Consider the following 17,573-nt stretch of genomic DNA (forward strand, 5'->3'; position numbering starts at 1 on the left):
AGGGGCGGGCTTTTTTCTAAATGAGCTTTTTATTATTTGGAAACCGGTACGATGGCGCCGTCGACGAAGTGTGCGAACACATAGTCGTCAGGGCCCAGGGCGTCCTGGTTTTCGGGAGTGAAGGGCTTGCTGTAGGTCTTGATCAGGCCTTCATACTCATCGATGGCGTAAAAGCCTTCCCGCAGTGCCGGTCCCTCAACGGTGCCGGCCTTTTCCATCGCCAATGCCACCAGGTGCATGGCGTCATAGGCGTTGGCGATACCCACGGCCGGGGTCACGTCCGCATGGGTCTTGATCTCCGGATACTTGTCCTGCAAAGCGGCAAAGACGGCATCGCCCTTGGGATCTTCACCTTCGGGAGCGAACAGGAAGGTCTGGATAAACTCGACGCGATCGGCGTTGGGTCCAGCCAGCTCACTGAAGCGGCCACCGGCCGGGCCCCAATGGGAAACGATCGGCACGTCCCAACCCATACGATCCAGGGACTTCACCACCTGCGCTGAAGGTGACACGTTACCCACCATGTAGAGAGTATCGGCGCCGGCCTCTTTCAAGCGGGTCAACTGCGGCACCACGTCCACATCACCGGATTCAAACTTTTCCAGCCCGGCAATCGGCATATCCCGGGACTCGATCGCCTTCATCAGACCCCTTTCGTTGGATTCGCCCCAGGGGTTGTTGATCAACATCATGCCCGGCTTCTGAGTGTTGTAGTGCTTGATGGAGTAACGCAGCAGCGCTTCATCGACGATTTCATCCACAGCGGAGACGCGGAAGGCGTAGTTCTCTTCCGCGCCGTTGTGGGTAATCGCGGTACCCGCCGCCCAGGTACCCATGTACGGCACCTTCAGCTGGTTCATCACCGGCACCAGCGCCATGGACACCGGCGTATCCAGACCGCCGAAGATCACCGCCACCTCCTCTTTCTGGATCAGTTCACGGGCTGCGAGCAGACCGCGAGAGGGGTTGCTCTCATCATCACGACGCACCAGCTCGATCTGTTTGCCAAGCACACCGCCGTTGGCGTTGATCTCGTCGATAGCCACCGACAGGCCCCGTGTGATCGCTTCACCGGATTTAGCCGACTGACCGGACAGGGCCGCCACCAGACCGACCTTGATCGTTTCAGCCGCCTGCGCGGATACGCTCGCTGCAGTGACGGCTGTTGCCAGGGCTGCCGCCTTGAGCCCCTTACCCAGAATGCTTCGCTTGCTAGACATGAACATCTCCTCGCTGTTTGATTGCTAATTTATTGCTAGCAATATAGATGCCATTAAAATAACGTAGTAAATGCTAGCGATCTGGCTAGTAATTCACAGAACTTGGCACCAACAGGGTGCGCCGCCACTTAAAATCGTGCACAAAACGCCTTCACCGGGAGAGATAAGATGCAAAACGCCGTAGAGATGTCCGTAGAAATAGTTCGTGAGTTTCTCGATGCTTCCATGAAGCCCGATCCGGTCCTCGCCGCCACTTATATGGCCAAGGACGTGAAGATCACCTTTACCGGTGGCCGCGCCATGCCCAGCGCCCACGAGATCACCGCGTTCAACAAATCTCGCTACAGCTGGGTCAAAAAGCAGCTGGGTCAGTTTGATGCCTGCGACAAGGGCGATCACGTGGTGGTTTACTCCAACGGCACGCTGTACGGCGAGTGGCTGGATGGACGCAGCTTCTCCGGCAACCGCTACCTGGATCGCTTCGAAGTACGTAATGGGAAAATTACGCGCATGGATGTCTGGAACGACAGCGCGGAGTGGATTCTGGAGCCGGCGATCAACCGCGACTGAAACAGAACGAATAGCAGCAGGGATAGCTGCAGGAAGAAAGAAAGGAAGGAAGCTAAAAAGTAATAGAAAAGCACAGGCGCACCTCCCAGGCAGGAGATGCGCCGGAAGCTTTATTCGGTACGCTCGAACATCAGGTCCCAAACGCCGTGGCCGAGATTCTCGCCACGTTTCTGAAACTTGGTGACGGGGCGCCACTCCGGCTGAGGTGAGAATTCACCGTCACCGGCCGCATTGCGGTAGCCTTCGGCGGCACTCATCACTTCCATCATATGCTCGGCGTAGTTTTCCCAATCGGTGGCCATGTGGAAAACGCCACCTATTGCCAGCTTCTTGCGGATGCTCTGGGCAAACTCCGGCTGCACGATGCGGCGTTTGTGATGGCGCTTCTTCGGCCAGGGGTCGGGGAAAAACAGCTGCAGACCGGCAAGGCTACCGTCCGGTATACACTGGGCCAGCACTTCGATAGCGTCTTCACAGAAAACGCGGATATTCTCCAGCCCCTCTTCCCGAACGCGGGAGAGCAGACGACCGACACCCGGCGGGTGCACCTCGATGCCGATAAAGCCTTTCTCCGGTGCCTGACGCGCCATTTCGATCAGTGAGTCGCCCATGCCGAAGCCGATCTCCAGTATTACCGGACGGTCATCGCCAAACAGCTCGCTGAAATCGAGCATGCCACCACTCAGTTCCAGCCCATATAGAGGCCAGTTCTCTTTCAGGGCCCGCTCCTGGCCTTCGGTCATCCGTCCTGCACGCACCACAAAGCTGCGCACCTGCCGCATCGGCCGCGGCTGCTGTTCTGTCTCGCTCATGGGTAACTCTTGTCTTTGTATGGGCGCGGGCGCCGCATCGGCACCCGCGTCTGGGTAATCTTAGCTGATCGTACCAACTAGCGGAGAGGAAGCACTGGCATAAGCCTTACGCGGCATACGCACCGCCAGGAAAGCTTCACGGCCTGCCTGCACGGCTTTCTGCATCGCCTGCGCCATCAGCACCGGGTTCTGCGCGCCGGCAATGGCGGAGTTGACCAGTACGCCGGCACAACCCATTTCCATCGCCATGGTCGCTTCCGAAGGGGTACCGATACCGGCATCCACCAGGATCGGCACCTGCGCCTCTTCCATGATCAGACGGATGTTGTGCGGGTTCTGGATACCCAGGCCCGAACCGATCAGGGAGCCCAGCGGCATCACCGCGACACAGCCGATCTCTTCCAGGCGCTTGGCAACGATGGGATCGTCATTGGTGTAAACCATCACCTTGAAGCCGTCCTTAACCAGGGTCTCGGCGGCCTGCACGGTTTCGATGATATTGGGATAGAGGGTTTTCTGGTCGCCCAGTACCTCCAGCTTCACCAGGTCGTGGCCGTCGAGCAGTTCACGGGCCAGGCGGCAGGTACGTACCGCATCGGCAGCGGTGTAGCAGCCGGCGGTGTTCGGCAGGATGGTGTACTTGTCCGGGCTGACGACATCCAGCAGGTTCGGCTCATCGGGATTCTGGCCGATGTTGGTGCGGCGTACCGCCACGGTGACGATCTCCGCGCCGCTGGCAGCGATCGCTGCGCCGGTTTCCTGCAGATCCTTGTATTTTCCGGTACCTACCAGCAGACGGGAGTTGTAGGTTTTACCAGCGATAACCAATTTATCGTTCAGCTGTTGCTCTGACATAGTCTATTACCCTGCATAAATTCGATTGGAGAACGGCTTGGACAGGCGCGGCTCAACCACCACCGATGGCGTGAACCACCTCAACCTGATCGCCCTCTTTCAGCGCGGTTTCGGCATGCTCGCCCCGCGGCACAATCTCCATGTTCAGCTCGATGGCGATCCGCTTGCCGACAAGGCCCAGCTGTTCAACCAGATGCTCCAAGGTGGCGCCTTCCGCGGTATCGAAAGATTCACCGTTTAACTGTATCTGCATCCTGATTTACCTTGATTAACTATTTTTCCGGGAGAGCTTTGACAACGGCGCCGGCCAACGTCAGCCAGCCCGCAATCATCAGCACTCCGCCCACCGGGGTAACCATTCCCAGATAGTGAACGCCCGTGGCGACCAGCAGGTAGAGACTGCCGCAGAACAACAGCATACCGATCAGAAACAGTGACGCACTGACACGCAGCAAACGGCGGTCCTGGCGCTGCAGCAGCAGGCCAACGCCAAACAGCGCGAACACATGGTAGAACTGGTAGGTTACCCCGGTCTGGAAGACCTCCAGCATGCGCGGGGTCAGTTGATCACGCAGGCCGTGTGCGGCAAATGCGCCCAGGCAAACCGCCAGGGCACCCAGCAAGGCAGCACTCAGCAAGGTCAGGCGGGCCGACATCTTCTCTCCGGGTATTCGGTTTGGGGGCCATAGTATACGCCGCGCGCCGGCGGGCGTAAAAAACAAAGGCCGCCGGACTCACAGAGAGTGCGGCGGCCTCTTTATCGCTTGCCGGAAAACCAGGATCAGGCGCTCATCGCCACCTTGATCTTGTTCATGGCGTTCTTTTCCAGCTGACGGATACGCTCGGCAGATACGCCGTACTTGGCCGCCAGATCATGCAGGGTGGCTTTCTCTTCGCTGAGCCAGCGCTGCATCAGAATATCCTGGCTACGCTCATCCAGTACGGAGATCGCATCCATCAGCGCCTTCTGGGAGCTCTCTTCCCAATCGGAGGCTTCCAGCTGTGCAGCCGGGTCACCGCTCATATCTTCAAGATAAGCGGCAGGCGCCTGCCAGGCACTGTCTTCATCAGTGTCTGTGGGGGCATCGAAAGCGGTATCGCTGGAGGCCAGACGACCTTCCATCTGACGTACGGTTTTCGCATCAACACCGAGATCATCGGCAATCGCCTTGACCTCGTCATTGTTCATCCAGCCCAGGCCCTTCTTCTGCGAACGCAGGTTGAAGAACAGCTTGCGCTGCGCCTTGGTGGTGGCAATTTTGACGATGCGCCAGTTACGCAGAATAAATTCGTGCATCTCCGCTTTGATCCAGTGCACCGCAAAGGAGACCAGTCGCACACCCATGGTGGGGTCAAAGCGTTTGACGGCCTTCATCAGGCCTACGTTACCTTCCTGGATCAGGTCGCCCAGCGGCAGACCGTAACCGGAGTAGCTACGTGCAATGTGTACAACGAAACGCAGATGAGACATCACCAGCTGACGTGCCGCTTCCAGATCGCTCTGGTAGTGCAGACGCTCGGCCAGTTCACGCTCCTCTTCAGCAGTGAGGATCGGAATCGTGCTCACACTCTGCACGTAAGCGTCTACATTGCGCCCCGGTGAGAGTTGTTCAACAACCTGTAAGCTCGTACCCATTAAAGGAGTGACCTCGTTAGCATTTAAAATCCGAATCTAAGACCCTGTCATCTGCGGGAAAGTTCCCGCCCTTAGACTCCCGCTAATTCGCGGACCAGAAAAAATAACGCGCTGTGGATAAAAACGCAATAACCCGGCGCTCAAGTCGGCTATACCCTTATTCAATCTATAAATCTAACCCGGCTCTATGTCTTTCAGATGACGGCCCACCGCGAGCCAGGCGCCACCCAGCCCAAGAATCATGCCGGTCAGCAACAGTGTCAGCGATTCTCTGACACCCAGTCCATGAACAACATAGCCGTTCAGATACAGCGCCGCCAGCGCCTGCACAGGCTCGGACACCAGCGCCAGTGCCAATTGCGCCAACAACCAGGCCATCAACGCGCCAAACAGGCCAAACCAGACACCGCTGTAGAGGAAGGGACGGCGCACCCAGGCATCAGTGGCGCCCACCAGCTTACTGACCTGAATCTCATCGCGGCGCGACTCAATGGTCATGCGTACAGTGTTACCCACCACCAGCAGCACAGTTAGCGCCAGCAGGCCACCCAGTACCCAGGCACCGCGCTCGGCCAACGCCATAAAGGCACCCAGCCTGCGCACCCACTCCAGATCCAGCCGCGCCTCGTCGACCTCCGGTAGCTGCGCCAGCTCGTTGCGAAGCTGTGCAAGAGCGTCCGCGTCCCGCGCCATGGGGATTAGTGTGATCACCGCCGGCAGCGGGTTGGTATCGAAGAAGTCGAGCAGATCGTCAAAGCGGGTGTACTGCTTGAAGTCTTCCAGCCCCTTGTCGGGGCTGATCAGCTCCACCGAGGCCAGATCCTGGCGCAGCAGCAGTTCACGGCTGAAGCTGTCGATCCGTGCATCACTCAAATCCACCTTCAGGTAAAGAGAGATATGCGGATCGGTATCCAGGCCAGAAGTAAGCTGATCCAGGTTTTTCAACGCCGTGAACAGAAACCCGGGCAGCGCCAGCGCAATCGCCAGTACCGCCATGGTCATGAGCGAGGCCAAAGGCGTGGCCCAAAGCCGGAAGAAGGACTGGCGCGCCACCTCACGATGATGGCGGCGCCAGCTGCGAGTGCGGTCCGCGAGGCCGATACGGTGCTGAACCGCACCGCGCCGCGGCGCCTGTGGCGCCTTACGGGCCTGCTTCTGGTTTTTGTGCTGCGGGTTATCAGTTGCCATCGGCCACCATCCTGCCGTCTGCCAGCGTCAGTACACGGTGATGCATACGGTTAATCAGCGAAAGATCATGGCTCGCGATCAGCACCGTGGTGCCGATGCTGTTGAACTGCTCGAACAGATGCATGATGTCCTCAGACAGGGCCGGGTCCAGGTTACCGGTGGGCTCATCCGCCAGCAGCAGCTTCGGCTTGTGCACGATGGCACGGGCGATGCCGACCCGCTGCTGTTCACCGCTCGACAGCGTCAGCGGATTGAGTTTCTCCCGCGACAGCAGGCCTACCTTGTCCAGCGCCGCACGCACACGCCGCGCCGCATCGACTGGATCATAACCGGACAGCTGCAGCGGCAGTGCCACGTTCTCGAAGATGCTGCGATCGAACAGCAGCTGGTGGTTCTGGAACACCACGCCGATGCGACGGCGGTGGAACGGGATCTGCTTGCGCGGCAGTCGCGCCAGATCCTGATCACCGACCCAGACCTCACCCCGGCTGGGCCGCTCCATCAGCATGATCAGCTTCAGCAGCGTACTTTTACCGGCGCCGGAGTGGCCGGTCAGAAACGCCAGTTCCCCCGAACGCAGGTCGAAATTCACTCCCTTCAGGGCATCGTGTCCATTGGGGTAGCGTTTACCGACGTTACTGAAACGGATCGCGGTCATGGGTGCTCCAGCCCGGTTTAGTCGAACAGTGCCTGTACGAACTCATCCGCTTCGAACGGACGCAGGTCATCCACCTGCTCACCGACACCGATAAAGCGGATCGGCAGGCCAAACTGCTTGGCGATGGCGAAGATAATGCCGCCCTTGGCGGTACCATCCAGCTTGGTCAGGGTAATACCGGTCACACCCACCGCTTCCTTGAACTGCTTGGCCTGGCTGATAGCGTTCTGACCGGTACCGGCGTCAAGCACCAGCATCACTTCGTGCGGCGCACTCGGATCGATCTTCTGCATCACGCGTACCACCTTCTGCAGCTCCTGCATCAGGTTGTCCTTGTTCTGCAGACGGCCCGCGGTATCAGCGATCAGCACATCAACACCGCGCGACTTGGCGGACTGCAGCGCATCAAACAGCACAGATGCGGAATCCGCACCGGTATGCTGGGCCACCACCGGTACATTATTACGCTCACCCCAGACCTGCAGCTGCTCAACGGCTGCGGCACGGAAAGTATCGCCCGCCGCCAGCATGACGGATTTGCCTTCGCTCTGATAACGCTTGGCCAGCTTGCCGATGGTGGTAGTTTTACCCACGCCGTTGACGCCAACCATCAGGATCACCGCCGGCGATTTATCTTCCGGCAGCACCAGCGGATGCTCAACGCCGCCAAGCAGGTCGCCCAGTTCCTCTTTCAGCGCTTCACGCAGCGCTTCCGGATTCTTCAGCTGTTTACGCTCAACACGGTCGGTCAGGCGGGTCACGATCTCGGTGGTAGCCTCAACACCTACGTCCGCCATCAGCAGCAGGGTTTCGATCTCTTCGAGCAGGTCGTCATCGATCTCCTTGGCGCCCATGAACAGGCTGCCAAGCTGCTCGGTCAGACCCGCCTTGGTGCGGCTCAGGCCGCTCTTGATGCGATCGAACAGGCGCTTCTTGCGAACCTCCGGCTGTTCCTGGGGAACAGGAGCAGGAGCAGGAGCAGGAGCAGCTTCGGGCTCGGGCTCGGGCTCGGGCTCGGGCTCGGGCTCGGGCTCGGGCTCGGGCTCGGGCTCGGGCTCGGGCTCGGGCTCGGGCTCGGGCTCGGGCTCAACAGCCTTGGCCGCGGGTTCCGGCTCTGCAACCGGCTCCTCTGGCTTCAGCTCTTCTTTCGGCGCTTCAGCCTGCTCTGCACTCTTTTCTTCACCGACTTCGGTCTCTTCAGCCTTGGACTTGGCAGGAGTCTCTTCCTCAACCTGCGGCTGCTCGACCACTGCTGGCTGAACAGGAGGCTCCGCGGCTTTTTCTTCCACCGCAGGCTCAGGGGCTTGCGGCGCGCTTTCCCCTTGCTGCTCAGCTTCCGCCTGTTCACGGGCTTCCTGGGCCTGAGTTTCCAGCTCTTCCTGCTGTTTTTCCAGGTCGGCACGGGCCGCTTCAGCCGTTTCCGCTTCGGTGCGCGCCTGGCTCAGCACGTCGGAAGCCGCTTCGCTGGTTTCTACCTGCGCAGTTTCGCGCCCGGCATCTTCCGGTTTAGCTTCTTCCGGCTTTTCCTCAACGATTTCAGGCTGCTTTTCCGCGCTTTCCGGCTCGGCAGGTTTTTCTACCGGCTTGGCTTCAGCAGGTTTCTCAACCGACTGGTCAGCGCCACTATCCTTGCCACCGCGCAGGTAGAAAAAGATAGCCAGCAGAATGACAAAAGTGACGGCGCCAAAGGCGTAGGGAACAATACTGGGATCCAGCCCGTTATCGAGCATCCAGGTGTAGAGTGCTTCCATAAATTCTGTAATATCCGGGTGACTGAAGGGGAATCGGAATATGCCCCGTTCATTGAGAGTCTAAAGCGCGCTATCTTAACATAGCGTTACGCTTACCCAACCGAAGGACCGCAAAAGGCTGTGGCCGAAAGTAAAAATAAACCACTCTTTAACCGCCGCTACCTGCTGATTCTGGTCTGGGTTTTGCCGATCGTGATTCTTTTTCTCCAGCAGGGTGCCGGTGAACGCCCCATCGACAACATCCGCTGGGACACAGCACTCCAGGCCTACGTGCTGCCAAACGAGCAGGACGATATCCAGCTTGAATTGCTGCTGCCCCTACCGCAGACACTCACCGACCAGGCCTGGATCGATACCCGGGTACAAATACAGGCAGTGCAGCAGCGGCTTTCCCAAGCCCCGATGACAAACTGGCTCTCCACTCAGGGCTGGCGGGCGCAGGTCAGCGAGGCCGCCACGCATCTGAAAATCGATATTGAGGCGAAACAACCACCCTCAGCGCAGCAGCTGGAACAGTTTTATACCCGGCTCAAACAGCTGGAGATGATCAATAGCGAGCCCCTGCGCAAGCGCGCCCAGGCTGAGCGCTACCTGGCGTCACAACAGGATGAAAGCCGTCTGCTGGCCGCGCTGGGTGACCGGCTGTCGGATACCGCAGACCTGTTCGCAGCCACGCCTGTCTGGCTGCTGACAGCCGACATCGATAAGACCGAAGGTTCCGCGCCGACGACAGGCTCTAATGCTGCATCACGCCCATGGACACCAGGCGGTGTAAGGCTGGACGTTAGTCCCAGAAATCCCGACGCAAGCCTGACACTCATCGGGCAGCGGCAGCCGGCCCCAAAGGATGGGGCGGAGCTCGCTCGCCAGCGTCTGGGCGCGGAGCTGATGGCTCAGCTGCTGGCGCAGAACTTCGGTAAAATGGATTACCGCTGGACCTGGAAGCCACTGGCACAGAACGGATACCGGGCACTGATTCTCCCTTCCTCTCCGACCACCCGCGCCTGGCTGGCAGATCCTTCATTGGCCAGCCGGGGGTTGAGCAAGGACCTGCTCGAACAGACCCGAGCCTCGCTGTTAAGCCGCTATGATCAGATCCTCACAGAGGAACCGCAGCGCTGGCTGGAACTGGTAGGCCTTTATCACCTGCCGCTGGACAGCCATCAGGCGTTTCGCGATACACTGAATACTATCGATCTGGACGCCGCCCGCGCCCTGATCACGAACCTTCTCGATCCCGGGCAGAGCCTGCAGATCCGTTTTGCCAGTACTGGAAATCCATCATGAGCCGCCGCAACCCCACCCGTAAACGTCCTGAAGCTGCCGATCAGGCATTCGTTCGCATTATTGGTGGAGACTGGCGTAGCCGCCGTATTCCTTTCGCCGCCATCGAGGGCCTCAGACCCACCCCTGACCGGGTAAGGGAAACCCTGTTCAACTGGCTGCAGGGGGTCACCGAGGGAGCGCGTTGCGTAGATCTCTGTACCGGTAGCGGTGCCTTGGGGCTGGAAGCTCTATCACGCGGTGCGGGTTCCGTTACCTTCGTTGATCAGTCATCACTGGTGGCGCGGACGCTGAAGGAAAACCTGCAGAAGCTGAAGGTACAGAATGCTGAGGTGGTTAATGCCACAGCGCTGGACTGGCTGTCGACGCTACCCACAGATGAATCGGAGCGGTTTGACCTGGTGTTTATGGACCCGCCGTTCCGCAAGGGGCTGATCGCACCGTTATGCGCCATGCTGGAAAGTCACAACCTGCTGGCAGAACGCGCGATGGTCTATGTGGAAAGCGAGAAAGAGATGGGGGCGCCGGCAGTGCCCGAGAACTGGGCACTCTACCGGGAAAAGCACGCTGGGCAGGTCAGTTACCGACTCTATGAGTGCGGTTCAGACCATGGATGATTTCAGCACTCTGAGCCCCTGGATCTGCATCGCCAGCAGATAATCGGTCTGCTGACGCAGATCGAAGCGTTTCGGCGCCGTCAGCCAGAGATCGATGGCACCGACAATGGCGATCAGCAGGCTGTCGCTGAGCAGCTCCAGATCGAGTTTTTTGCGCAACTGTTTCTGTTTGCGTGCCTGTTTGAGGAAGTAGTGAATAAAATCGCGCCAGGTTTCCAGCTCCTGGTCCAGCCTCGGCGCCATTTCCGCCAACTCCGGCGAACGTCCCCGACCGTAGTGGAAAAGCCGGTACAGACACTGCAACTCTGTGTTTCTGGAAAAGTCGGCTAGCGCTGCGCGGAGAAAGTTTTCCAGTGCCTCAAGCGCATCCTGCTGCACCGCCTGGCGCTGATCCAGGTAGTGAGTTTCAAACGGCCAATGCGCCCGGATATGCAACTGTTCGAGCAGATCTTTCTTGTTACGGAAGTGCCAGTACATGGCGCCGTGGGTTACCCCGGCCTCGGCGGCGATCCGTTTCATGGTGACCGCTTCGGTCCCCTCCGCCGCAAACAGCTCTAACGCCTTGTCTAACAATCCCTTGCGAGTGGCTTCCGCCTCTTCGCGACTACGCCTGACCACAGCCTCTCTCCATGAAAGCGCTAATATTCGCTATACCTTAACTAAGCCACGTAAATTACGTGGCAAGCACAACGGAATCAATATACCGACCGTACACGTAACCAAAACGTCATATATGCCCGACGCTGAAGTGATCAGATTTTCTGTGCTTATTCCACAATAGAATAATTTTGTTTATTTAATATAACCAAAACCAAAGATTCGATTCCATTATTCTATTTGTACGCCTCTGTTAATTGGGCTAACATCCGCGCCTTAAGGAAGCTTAGATGGTGATCTGCTGTACAGAAGGCGGAGATCCGGCTTCAAACAGTGTCGCTTAAATAAAAGATATATAGGTCAGCGCCTGTGATGAATACGGTAGTCTATCCCGGCACCTTCGATCCTATCACCAACGGTCATACTGACCTGGTAGAACGCGCCTCAAGGCTGTTCGATCGCATTGTTGTCGCGGTTGCCGACAGTCCCAAGAAGGGCCCGTCCCTGTCGCTAGATATTCGTGTGGATCTGGCCAGGCAGGCACTTGCCCACCTCGACGGTGTGGAAGTGGTCGGTTTTGACTGCTTACTTGCTGACTTTGTCCGTGAACAGGACGCCAATGTAATCCTGCGTGGGCTTCGCGCCGTATCAGACTTCGAGTACGAGTTTCAGCTGGCGAATATGAATCGCAAGCTGGCACCGGATGTCGAGAGCCTGTTTCTGACGCCGGCGGAAAGCCTGTCATTCATATCCTCAACCCTGATTCGCGAAATCGCGTCACTGGGCGGAGATGTGGATAAGTTCGTACATCCGTCCGTAGCGGATGCCCTGAAGCAGCATTACTCGTCCTAACTTAAAAACCTGTCAGTCATTGAGGTAGCCAGCATGGCATTGATGATCACCGATGAATGCATCAACTGTGATGTATGCGAGCCGGAATGCCCTAACGAGGCAATCTCTCCGGGCGAAGAAATTTACGAAATCGATCCGGGCAAGTGCACCGAGTGCGTAGGTCACTACGACACGCCGCAGTGTGTTGAAGTGTGCCCGGTCGACTGCATCCCGAAAGATCCGGATCACGCCGAAACCGAAGATCAGCTGATGGACAAGTACCACAAGCTGATGGGCTAAGGCTCAGTACCGGTATGGGTACAAGAAAAAACGGCAGCCAACTGGCTGCCGTTTTTCGTTTCTGACACTGCGCCCCACTGCTAAGAACCACTCAGATCCGAATGGCACTAACTTAAGCCCGTTGAGCATCGTTTCTACAGTGTACAGACACGGTATTGCCCGTGGGACAATGCGGCATGAAGAACACGACACCACTATTGCCAGGGTTCCACCTGTCCACACTCCGTCGCAAGCCTCGGGCAGCCAGCCAAAAGCTGGCCGAGGAACGCGCCCGGATTCGAGAAAAGTCCATTAGCCAACTGTGTGAATGCCTCGGATCGTTTATTCCAGCGCATGAACTGAACCCCGCTCCCGTGGGTGATTTCAGTCGCCGCCGCCTGTTCAGCAAAGAGAATACGTTTTGGGGGTTCTTTTCCCAAGTTCTTGATGCTGACGGTGGCTGCCAGGAGGTAGTGCACCGGTTCCAAGCTTTCGCTGCAGCAAAAGGTGCAAAGGCTCCGTCTCTATCGACGGCGGCGTACTGCAACGCAAGGAGCAAGCTTCAACTATCCAGCCTCGAAAATATTCTGCTGCATACCGCTGCTCAGTTAAAAATGCACCCCACCTCCAAATACTGGCTGGATCGGCGCGTGGTCGTTGTCGATGGTACTGGCCTTAGCATGCCTGACACCCAAGCGAATCAGCAGGTTTGGCCGCAGCCACGTAATCAACTGCCAGGCTGCGGCTTTCCTCAAGCGCGCCTATGCGCATGTTTCTGCCTGCAAACAGGAGCGTTGCTCAGTTATCGAATCGGTAGCCGCAAAATTCATGAACTGCCATTACTGAGACAGCAGTGGCAGACCTTCCAGCCCGGCGATATCTTTGTCGGCGACAAGGGGTTCTGCAGTTATTACGATGTCGCGCAGTTCCGCAAAAGAGAGGTGGATTCGGTTATCCCTTTGGCGCGCCGCCATCCGGTTAAAGATTCGGAAGCCATGGAGGTCCTGGGGCCGGATGACTTATTAATTAAATGGCCAAAACCTCAATGGAATAAACAACTTAGTTACACCAAGGAAGAGTGGGCTGAGCTACCCGATTACCTGACACTTCGACAGATTAAAGTCACGGTAAAGACCCCCGGGTTTCGGGTGAGAGAATTCTATATTGTCACCACGTTGACTGACCCTAACTGTTACCCTGCTGACGCCTTGGCTGATCTTTACTACCAGCGCTGGGATGTCGAGCTGTATTTCCGAGACCTCAAGACCACGCTAGGCATGGATATCCTGCGCTGTAAGTCACCCGAGATGGTTCAAAAAGAAATTTTAATGCATCTCATCGTCTACAACTGTATTCGTCACTTGATGTTGGAGGCCGCCGATCAAAAGGGATTAATGCCTCGCCAGCTCAGCGTCAAAGCCAGTATCCAGGCACTGAGGCAATGGTTGCCTTTACTGAATCGGGCCGTTTTAAAACCAGCTGAGCAGCGCCGACTTGTATCGTTGCTACAAGACGCTATTGCAGCAACAGTACTGCCCGAAAGACGGGGCCGTGTAGAGCCTCGCTGTGTGAAACGAAGGCCGAAGCCATTTCGACTCATGACGAAGCCGCGATCCGTGATGCAAGAGGCACTCGTTACAGAGAGTCCAACATGCTGAAGCAGCTTAAGTTAGTGCCATTCCACTCAGATCCGTATTTCACTCAGCCGCTCGTTAAGGCCAAACTCGCGATCCATCCACTGCCCCACCAGATTTTCCGCGACGAGGTGATGAGCGTACTGCATATGCAGGCAGCGTACCTTGTCCCACTGGGCGATACCGCCGATACCGTAACGGTTATACAGATCGGTGAAGCCAAGCTCCTCGATACGGGCTTTATCCCCGGCATCCATTAACTGCCAGCGCAGATCCACATAGGCCTGCTGTTGTGCATGATAGGCCTGCCGCAGCGCCTCATCCTCCGCCAGCATCTGCTCGATCTGCTTCACTCCGCCGGCGGTCTCGATTTCGGCGATCATCTGATACAGGTCGCGGGAGCTGAGCCAGTACAGTGTCGGGAAGGGTTTGTCATCCACCAGTGAACGCATCTGCAGCACCACCGGTACACCCTGCTCGCTAGCATGGGCGATAGCCACGATACCACGGGGCTTACGCCCCAGCTGACGCTGGATAATCTCTAGTTGTGCGCTGTCAGGCTGCATGGCATTTCTCTAGATAAAACTCTGAATAAAAAGACTGTAATGAAAACTAAAGCGCTCAGACGCGGGCGTAGGCTTCACCCTGACCCAGCCAGCGACGGATGAGTGCATCCATCAACGCCGGGGCCTGCTCGATATCGGCGGCGGCCCGTTTGACCCGGGGCAGCAGATGGGCGTCCCGCTGCAGGTCGGCGATACGGAACTGCATCATGCCGGTCTGGCGGGTGCCCAGCACTTCACCGGGGCCGCGCAGTTCCAGGTCCTTCTCGGCGATTCTGAAACCGTCGGTGCTCTCGCGCATCACCGCCAGGCGCTCGCGGCCCTGCTGTGAAAGCGGCGCATGATACATCAACACGCAGAAGCTCTCGACCGAACCGCGCCCGACACGGCCACGCAGCTGGTGCAGCTGGGCAAGGCCCAGGCGCTCCGGGTTCTCAATGATCATCAGGCTGGCGTTGGGCACATCGACCCCCACCTCGATCACCGTGGTCGCCACCAGCAGATCGAGTTCCGCAGCCTTGAAGCTTGCCATGATCTGCGCTTTTTCCGCCGCTTTCAGGCGGCCATGCACCAGGCCGATACGCAGCTCCGGCAGGGTTTCCCGGAGGGATTCGGCAGTGACTTCCGCGGCCTGACACTGCAGCGCCTCGGACTCTTCGATCAGGGTGCACACCCAGTAGGCCTGGCGCCCTTCACTGCAGGCGCTGCGCACGCGTTCTATCACTTCGTCACGACGGCCATCGGCGATCACCACCGTATTCACCGGCGTGCGCCCCGGCGGCAACTCGTCGATGATGGAGCAGTCCAGGTCGGCATAGGCGCTCATGGTCAGGGTGCGCGGAATCGGTGTAGCGGTCATGATCAGCTGGTGCGGGGTCTGCTCACCGTTGCGGCCTTTCTCTCTGAGGCTGAGGCGCTGGTGCACACCGAAGCGATGCTGCTCATCGACCACCACCACCGCCAGATTATGGAAGCGCACCTCCTCCTGGAACAGCGCATGGGTACCCACCGCCAGCTGCGCCTCGCCGTTGGCGATCCGCTCCAGCTCTCTTGCGCGCTGCTTGCCTTTCACCTTCCCCGCCAGCCAGGCCACGCTGATCCCCAGTGGCTCGAGCCAGGCGGAGAAGTTGTTGTAATGCTGCTCGGCAAGAATCTCCGTGGGCGCCATCACCGCCGCCTGGGCGCCGTTTTCCAGCGCCTGAATAGCCGCCAGCGCAGCGACCACGGTTTTACCGGAACCCACATCGCCCTGCACCAGCCGCAGCATCGGCACCGGCATATTCATATCCCGCGCCACTTCACGGGCCACCCGGCGCTGCGCCTGGGTTAGTTCAAACGGCAGGCTGGCGATAAACGGCAGACTCAGTGCACCGGTGGGCTTAAGCAGAGGTGCACCCTGCTCCTGCACGGTCTGGCGGATCTTCAACAGAGACAGGTGATGCGCCAGCAGTTCCTCAAAGGCAAGACGCTGCTGCGCCGGGTGCTTACCCTCCAGCATCTGCTCCTGATCCGCCGCCACCGGCGGTTGGTGCAGATAGCGGATCGACTCTGTCAGCTCCGGCAACTGCCATTGCTGACGCAGGTTATCCGGCAACAGGTCTTCAACAATGCCCTTGTCGAGCCAACCCAGTGCCTGCTCGACCAGGCCGCGGATGCGTCCCTGGGTAAGTCCTTCAGTCAGCGGATAGACCGGCGTTAACGCATCATCGACACGGACACTGCCCTCATCGGCGATCACCTTGTATTCGGGGTGCACCATCTCTAGCGATGCGGGGCCCGGCCGCGCCTCGCCAAAACAGCGAATCCGCTTGCCCTGGGCCAGGCTGTTTTTCTGCGCCGCCGAAAAATGAAAAAAACGCAGGGTGATTGAGCCTGTGCCGTCCTGTACCCGGCACATCAGCGCCCGGCGGCGGCCGTAGGTAATATCGCTGGCAGCGATATGGCCGACGATCACCCCCTCATCACCGGGCCTCAGGCTGCCGATCGGCAGCACACGGGTACGGTCCTGGTAACGCAACGGCAGGTGCAGCAGCAGATCCTGGATCGTCTCGATACCGAGCCGCTCAAGCTTCAGTGCCAGCGCCGTCCCCACCCCCTTGAGTTCGGTGATCGGTACCGGTTTGGCTGACACGGACAACATCAGGCGATATCCGCCATTGGCCCGGATTCGTGACACTCCATAATGGCGCGCATCAGCACCTCAATCGCCTGCGGACGCGGGAAGCTGGCCCGCCAGGCAACCGCCACGGTGCGCATCGGCTGCGGTTTCTTGAACGGCACTGTGGATACCAGGTTACGTGAGGGATGGCCTTCGATCGCGGAGATCGGCAGCACACTGGTCCCCAGCCCCGACGCCACCATCATGCGGATGGTTTCCAGGGAGCTACCCTCGGTAATGGTGTGCTTATCGTGGAATGACTGGTTCAGCACCGGGCAGGCTTCCAGCACCTGGTCGCGGAAACAGTGCCCCTCGCCCAGCAGCAGCATGCGCTCATCACTGATCTTGGAGCTATCGATCTCTTTCTCTTTCGCCATGGGGTGCTCTTTCGGCAGCACCATCATGAAGGGCTCATCATAGAGCGACCGGGTAAGTACATCGGGCTCATGGAACGGCAGCGCCAGGATAATCGCATCCAGCTCACCGGTGCGGATCTTGCCACGCAGCACCTCGGTGAAGTTTTCCTCGATGTAGAGCGGCATCTGCGGCGCCATCTGCTGCACCTTGGGCACCAGCTTCGGGAACAGGTAGGGCCCGATGGTGTAGATCGCGCCAACCCGCAGCGGCGACGCCAGCTGATCCTTGCCCTCTTTGGCCAGTTCACGGATCGCTTCGGACTGCTCGAGTACCATCTGCGCCTGACGCACCACCTTCTCGCCCACCGGCGTCACCCGCACCGCGTTTTTACTGCGTTCAAATAGCGCCACCCCGAGCTCTTCCTCCAGCTTTTTTACGGCTATCGACAGAGTAGGCTGGCTCACGTAACAACGCTCAGCGGCATGACCGAAGTGCTGTTCCTGCGCCAGAGTGACAATGTAACGAAGCTCCGTCAGCGTCATGCATATTCCTCTGTTAAGATG

Annotated in this window: 19 protein-coding genes; 6 read left to right on the top strand and 13 right to left on the bottom strand. The window is 58.4% G+C overall.

What is annotated here, in order from left to right; genetic code table 11:
• Nucleotides 1-32 precede the first annotated feature (32 nt).
• Nucleotides 33-1,220, bottom strand: coding sequence for an ABC transporter substrate-binding protein (locus CLV83_RS15335; RefSeq protein ID WP_243642399.1), 1,188 nt, complete (start codon nucleotides 1,218-1,220; stop codon nucleotides 33-35).
• A 168-nt stretch (nucleotides 1,221-1,388) separates the two neighbouring features.
• Here CLV83_RS15335 and CLV83_RS15340 point away from each other — a divergent pair, with 168 nt between their 5' ends.
• Nucleotides 1,389-1,790 carry a nuclear transport factor 2 family protein gene (locus CLV83_RS15340; protein ID WP_207894912.1) on the top strand — a complete coding sequence of 134 codons (402 nt, stop codon included), beginning with the start codon at nucleotides 1,389-1,391 and terminating at the stop codon, nucleotides 1,788-1,790.
• Nucleotides 1,791-1,900: 110 nt separating this feature from the next.
• On the opposite strand, the gene trmB is transcribed toward CLV83_RS15340, so the two are convergent.
• From trmB to ftsY, 8 genes are all read right to left on the bottom strand, one after another.
• On the bottom strand, nucleotides 1,901-2,602 hold the full coding sequence (trmB, locus tag CLV83_RS15345) for a tRNA (guanosine(46)-N7)-methyltransferase TrmB (RefSeq protein ID WP_132294182.1): 702 nt from the start codon (nucleotides 2,600-2,602) through the stop codon (nucleotides 1,901-1,903).
• Between the two features lie 60 nt (nucleotides 2,603-2,662).
• Nucleotides 2,663-3,457 (bottom strand): thiazole synthase, encoded by a 795-nt coding sequence (locus CLV83_RS15350; RefSeq protein ID WP_104004780.1) that lies wholly within the window; start codon nucleotides 3,455-3,457, stop codon nucleotides 2,663-2,665.
• A gap of 52 nt (nucleotides 3,458-3,509) precedes the next feature.
• Entirely contained in the window at nucleotides 3,510-3,710 is a 201-nt protein-coding gene (gene thiS / locus CLV83_RS15355) for a sulfur carrier protein ThiS (protein WP_104004781.1), read from the bottom strand.
• A 19-nt stretch (nucleotides 3,711-3,729) separates the two neighbouring features.
• Nucleotides 3,730-4,113, bottom strand: a complete 384-nt coding sequence (locus CLV83_RS15360) for a DUF423 domain-containing protein (RefSeq protein WP_132294185.1) — start codon at nucleotides 4,111-4,113, stop codon at nucleotides 3,730-3,732.
• A 125-nt stretch (nucleotides 4,114-4,238) separates the two neighbouring features.
• Complete coding sequence (rpoH, locus tag CLV83_RS15365; RefSeq protein ID WP_132294187.1) at nucleotides 4,239-5,093, bottom strand: RNA polymerase sigma factor RpoH; 855 nt, start codon at nucleotides 5,091-5,093, stop codon at nucleotides 4,239-4,241.
• Nucleotides 5,094-5,267: 174 nt separating this feature from the next.
• Nucleotides 5,268-6,281: a permease-like cell division protein FtsX gene (gene ftsX / locus CLV83_RS15370; RefSeq protein WP_132294190.1), complete on the bottom strand. Its 1,014-nt coding sequence runs from the start codon at nucleotides 6,279-6,281 to the stop codon at nucleotides 5,268-5,270.
• Nucleotides 6,271-6,939, bottom strand: a complete 669-nt coding sequence (ftsE, locus tag CLV83_RS15375; RefSeq protein WP_132294193.1) for a cell division ATP-binding protein FtsE — start codon at nucleotides 6,937-6,939, stop codon at nucleotides 6,271-6,273. Before ftsE ends, ftsX begins: the two co-directional genes overlap by 11 nt.
• Before the next feature lie 17 nt (nucleotides 6,940-6,956).
• Complete coding sequence (gene ftsY / locus CLV83_RS15380; RefSeq protein WP_424399129.1) at nucleotides 6,957-8,312, bottom strand: signal recognition particle-docking protein FtsY; 1,356 nt, start codon at nucleotides 8,310-8,312, stop codon at nucleotides 6,957-6,959.
• Nucleotides 8,313-8,810: 498 nt separating this feature from the next.
• Here ftsY and CLV83_RS15385 point away from each other — a divergent pair, with 498 nt between their 5' ends.
• Complete coding sequence (locus tag CLV83_RS15385) at nucleotides 8,811-9,977, top strand: hypothetical protein (protein ID WP_132294196.1); 1,167 nt, start codon at nucleotides 8,811-8,813, stop codon at nucleotides 9,975-9,977.
• Nucleotides 9,974-10,591, top strand: a complete 618-nt coding sequence (rsmD, locus tag CLV83_RS15390; protein ID WP_132294199.1) for a 16S rRNA (guanine(966)-N(2))-methyltransferase RsmD — start codon at nucleotides 9,974-9,976, stop codon at nucleotides 10,589-10,591. The genes CLV83_RS15385 and rsmD overlap by 4 nt, the downstream gene beginning before the upstream one ends.
• On the opposite strand, the gene CLV83_RS15395 is transcribed toward rsmD, so the two are convergent.
• Nucleotides 10,577-11,209, bottom strand: a complete 633-nt coding sequence (locus tag CLV83_RS15395) for a TetR/AcrR family transcriptional regulator (protein ID WP_132294202.1) — start codon at nucleotides 11,207-11,209, stop codon at nucleotides 10,577-10,579. The genes rsmD and CLV83_RS15395 overlap by 15 nt on opposite strands.
• Nucleotides 11,210-11,560: 351 nt before the next feature.
• Between CLV83_RS15395 and coaD the strand changes: the two genes are divergently transcribed.
• The 3 genes from coaD (at nucleotide 11,561) to CLV83_RS15410 (ending at nucleotide 13,956) form a co-directional block, all read left to right on the top strand.
• Nucleotides 11,561-12,040 carry a pantetheine-phosphate adenylyltransferase gene (gene coaD / locus CLV83_RS15400; RefSeq protein ID WP_132294205.1) on the top strand — a complete coding sequence of 160 codons (480 nt, stop codon included), beginning with the start codon at nucleotides 11,561-11,563 and terminating at the stop codon, nucleotides 12,038-12,040.
• Nucleotides 12,041-12,073: 33 nt separating this feature from the next.
• On the top strand, nucleotides 12,074-12,319 hold the full coding sequence (locus CLV83_RS15405) for a YfhL family 4Fe-4S dicluster ferredoxin (protein ID WP_132294208.1): 246 nt from the start codon (nucleotides 12,074-12,076) through the stop codon (nucleotides 12,317-12,319).
• Nucleotides 12,320-12,495: 176 nt separating this feature from the next.
• Nucleotides 12,496-13,956, top strand: coding sequence for an IS4 family transposase (locus CLV83_RS15410; protein ID WP_132294211.1), 1,461 nt, complete (start codon nucleotides 12,496-12,498; stop codon nucleotides 13,954-13,956).
• A 26-nt stretch (nucleotides 13,957-13,982) separates the two neighbouring features.
• Here the strand turns inward: CLV83_RS15410 and CLV83_RS15415 are convergent, their stop codons facing one another.
• From CLV83_RS15415 to CLV83_RS15425, 3 genes are read right to left on the bottom strand one after another with little or no spacing between them, the layout of a single operon-like run.
• Nucleotides 13,983-14,498, bottom strand: coding sequence for a DUF501 domain-containing protein (locus CLV83_RS15415; RefSeq protein ID WP_132294214.1), 516 nt, complete (start codon nucleotides 14,496-14,498; stop codon nucleotides 13,983-13,985).
• Between the two features lie 55 nt (nucleotides 14,499-14,553).
• Nucleotides 14,554-16,635: an ATP-dependent DNA helicase RecG gene (gene recG / locus CLV83_RS15420; protein ID WP_132294217.1), complete on the bottom strand. Its 2,082-nt coding sequence runs from the start codon at nucleotides 16,633-16,635 to the stop codon at nucleotides 14,554-14,556.
• The gene (locus CLV83_RS15425) at nucleotides 16,635-17,552 is read right to left on the bottom strand and encodes a hydrogen peroxide-inducible genes activator (RefSeq protein WP_132294220.1); all 918 of its coding nucleotides are present in this window, start codon (nucleotides 17,550-17,552) and stop codon (nucleotides 16,635-16,637) included. Before CLV83_RS15425 ends, recG begins: the two co-directional genes overlap by 1 nt.
• Nucleotides 17,553-17,573 lie beyond the last annotated feature (21 nt).

The organism is Marinobacterium mangrovicola, from assembly GCF_004339595.1.
Classification (GTDB): Bacteria; Pseudomonadota; Gammaproteobacteria; order Pseudomonadales; family Balneatricaceae; genus Marinobacterium_D; species Marinobacterium_D mangrovicola.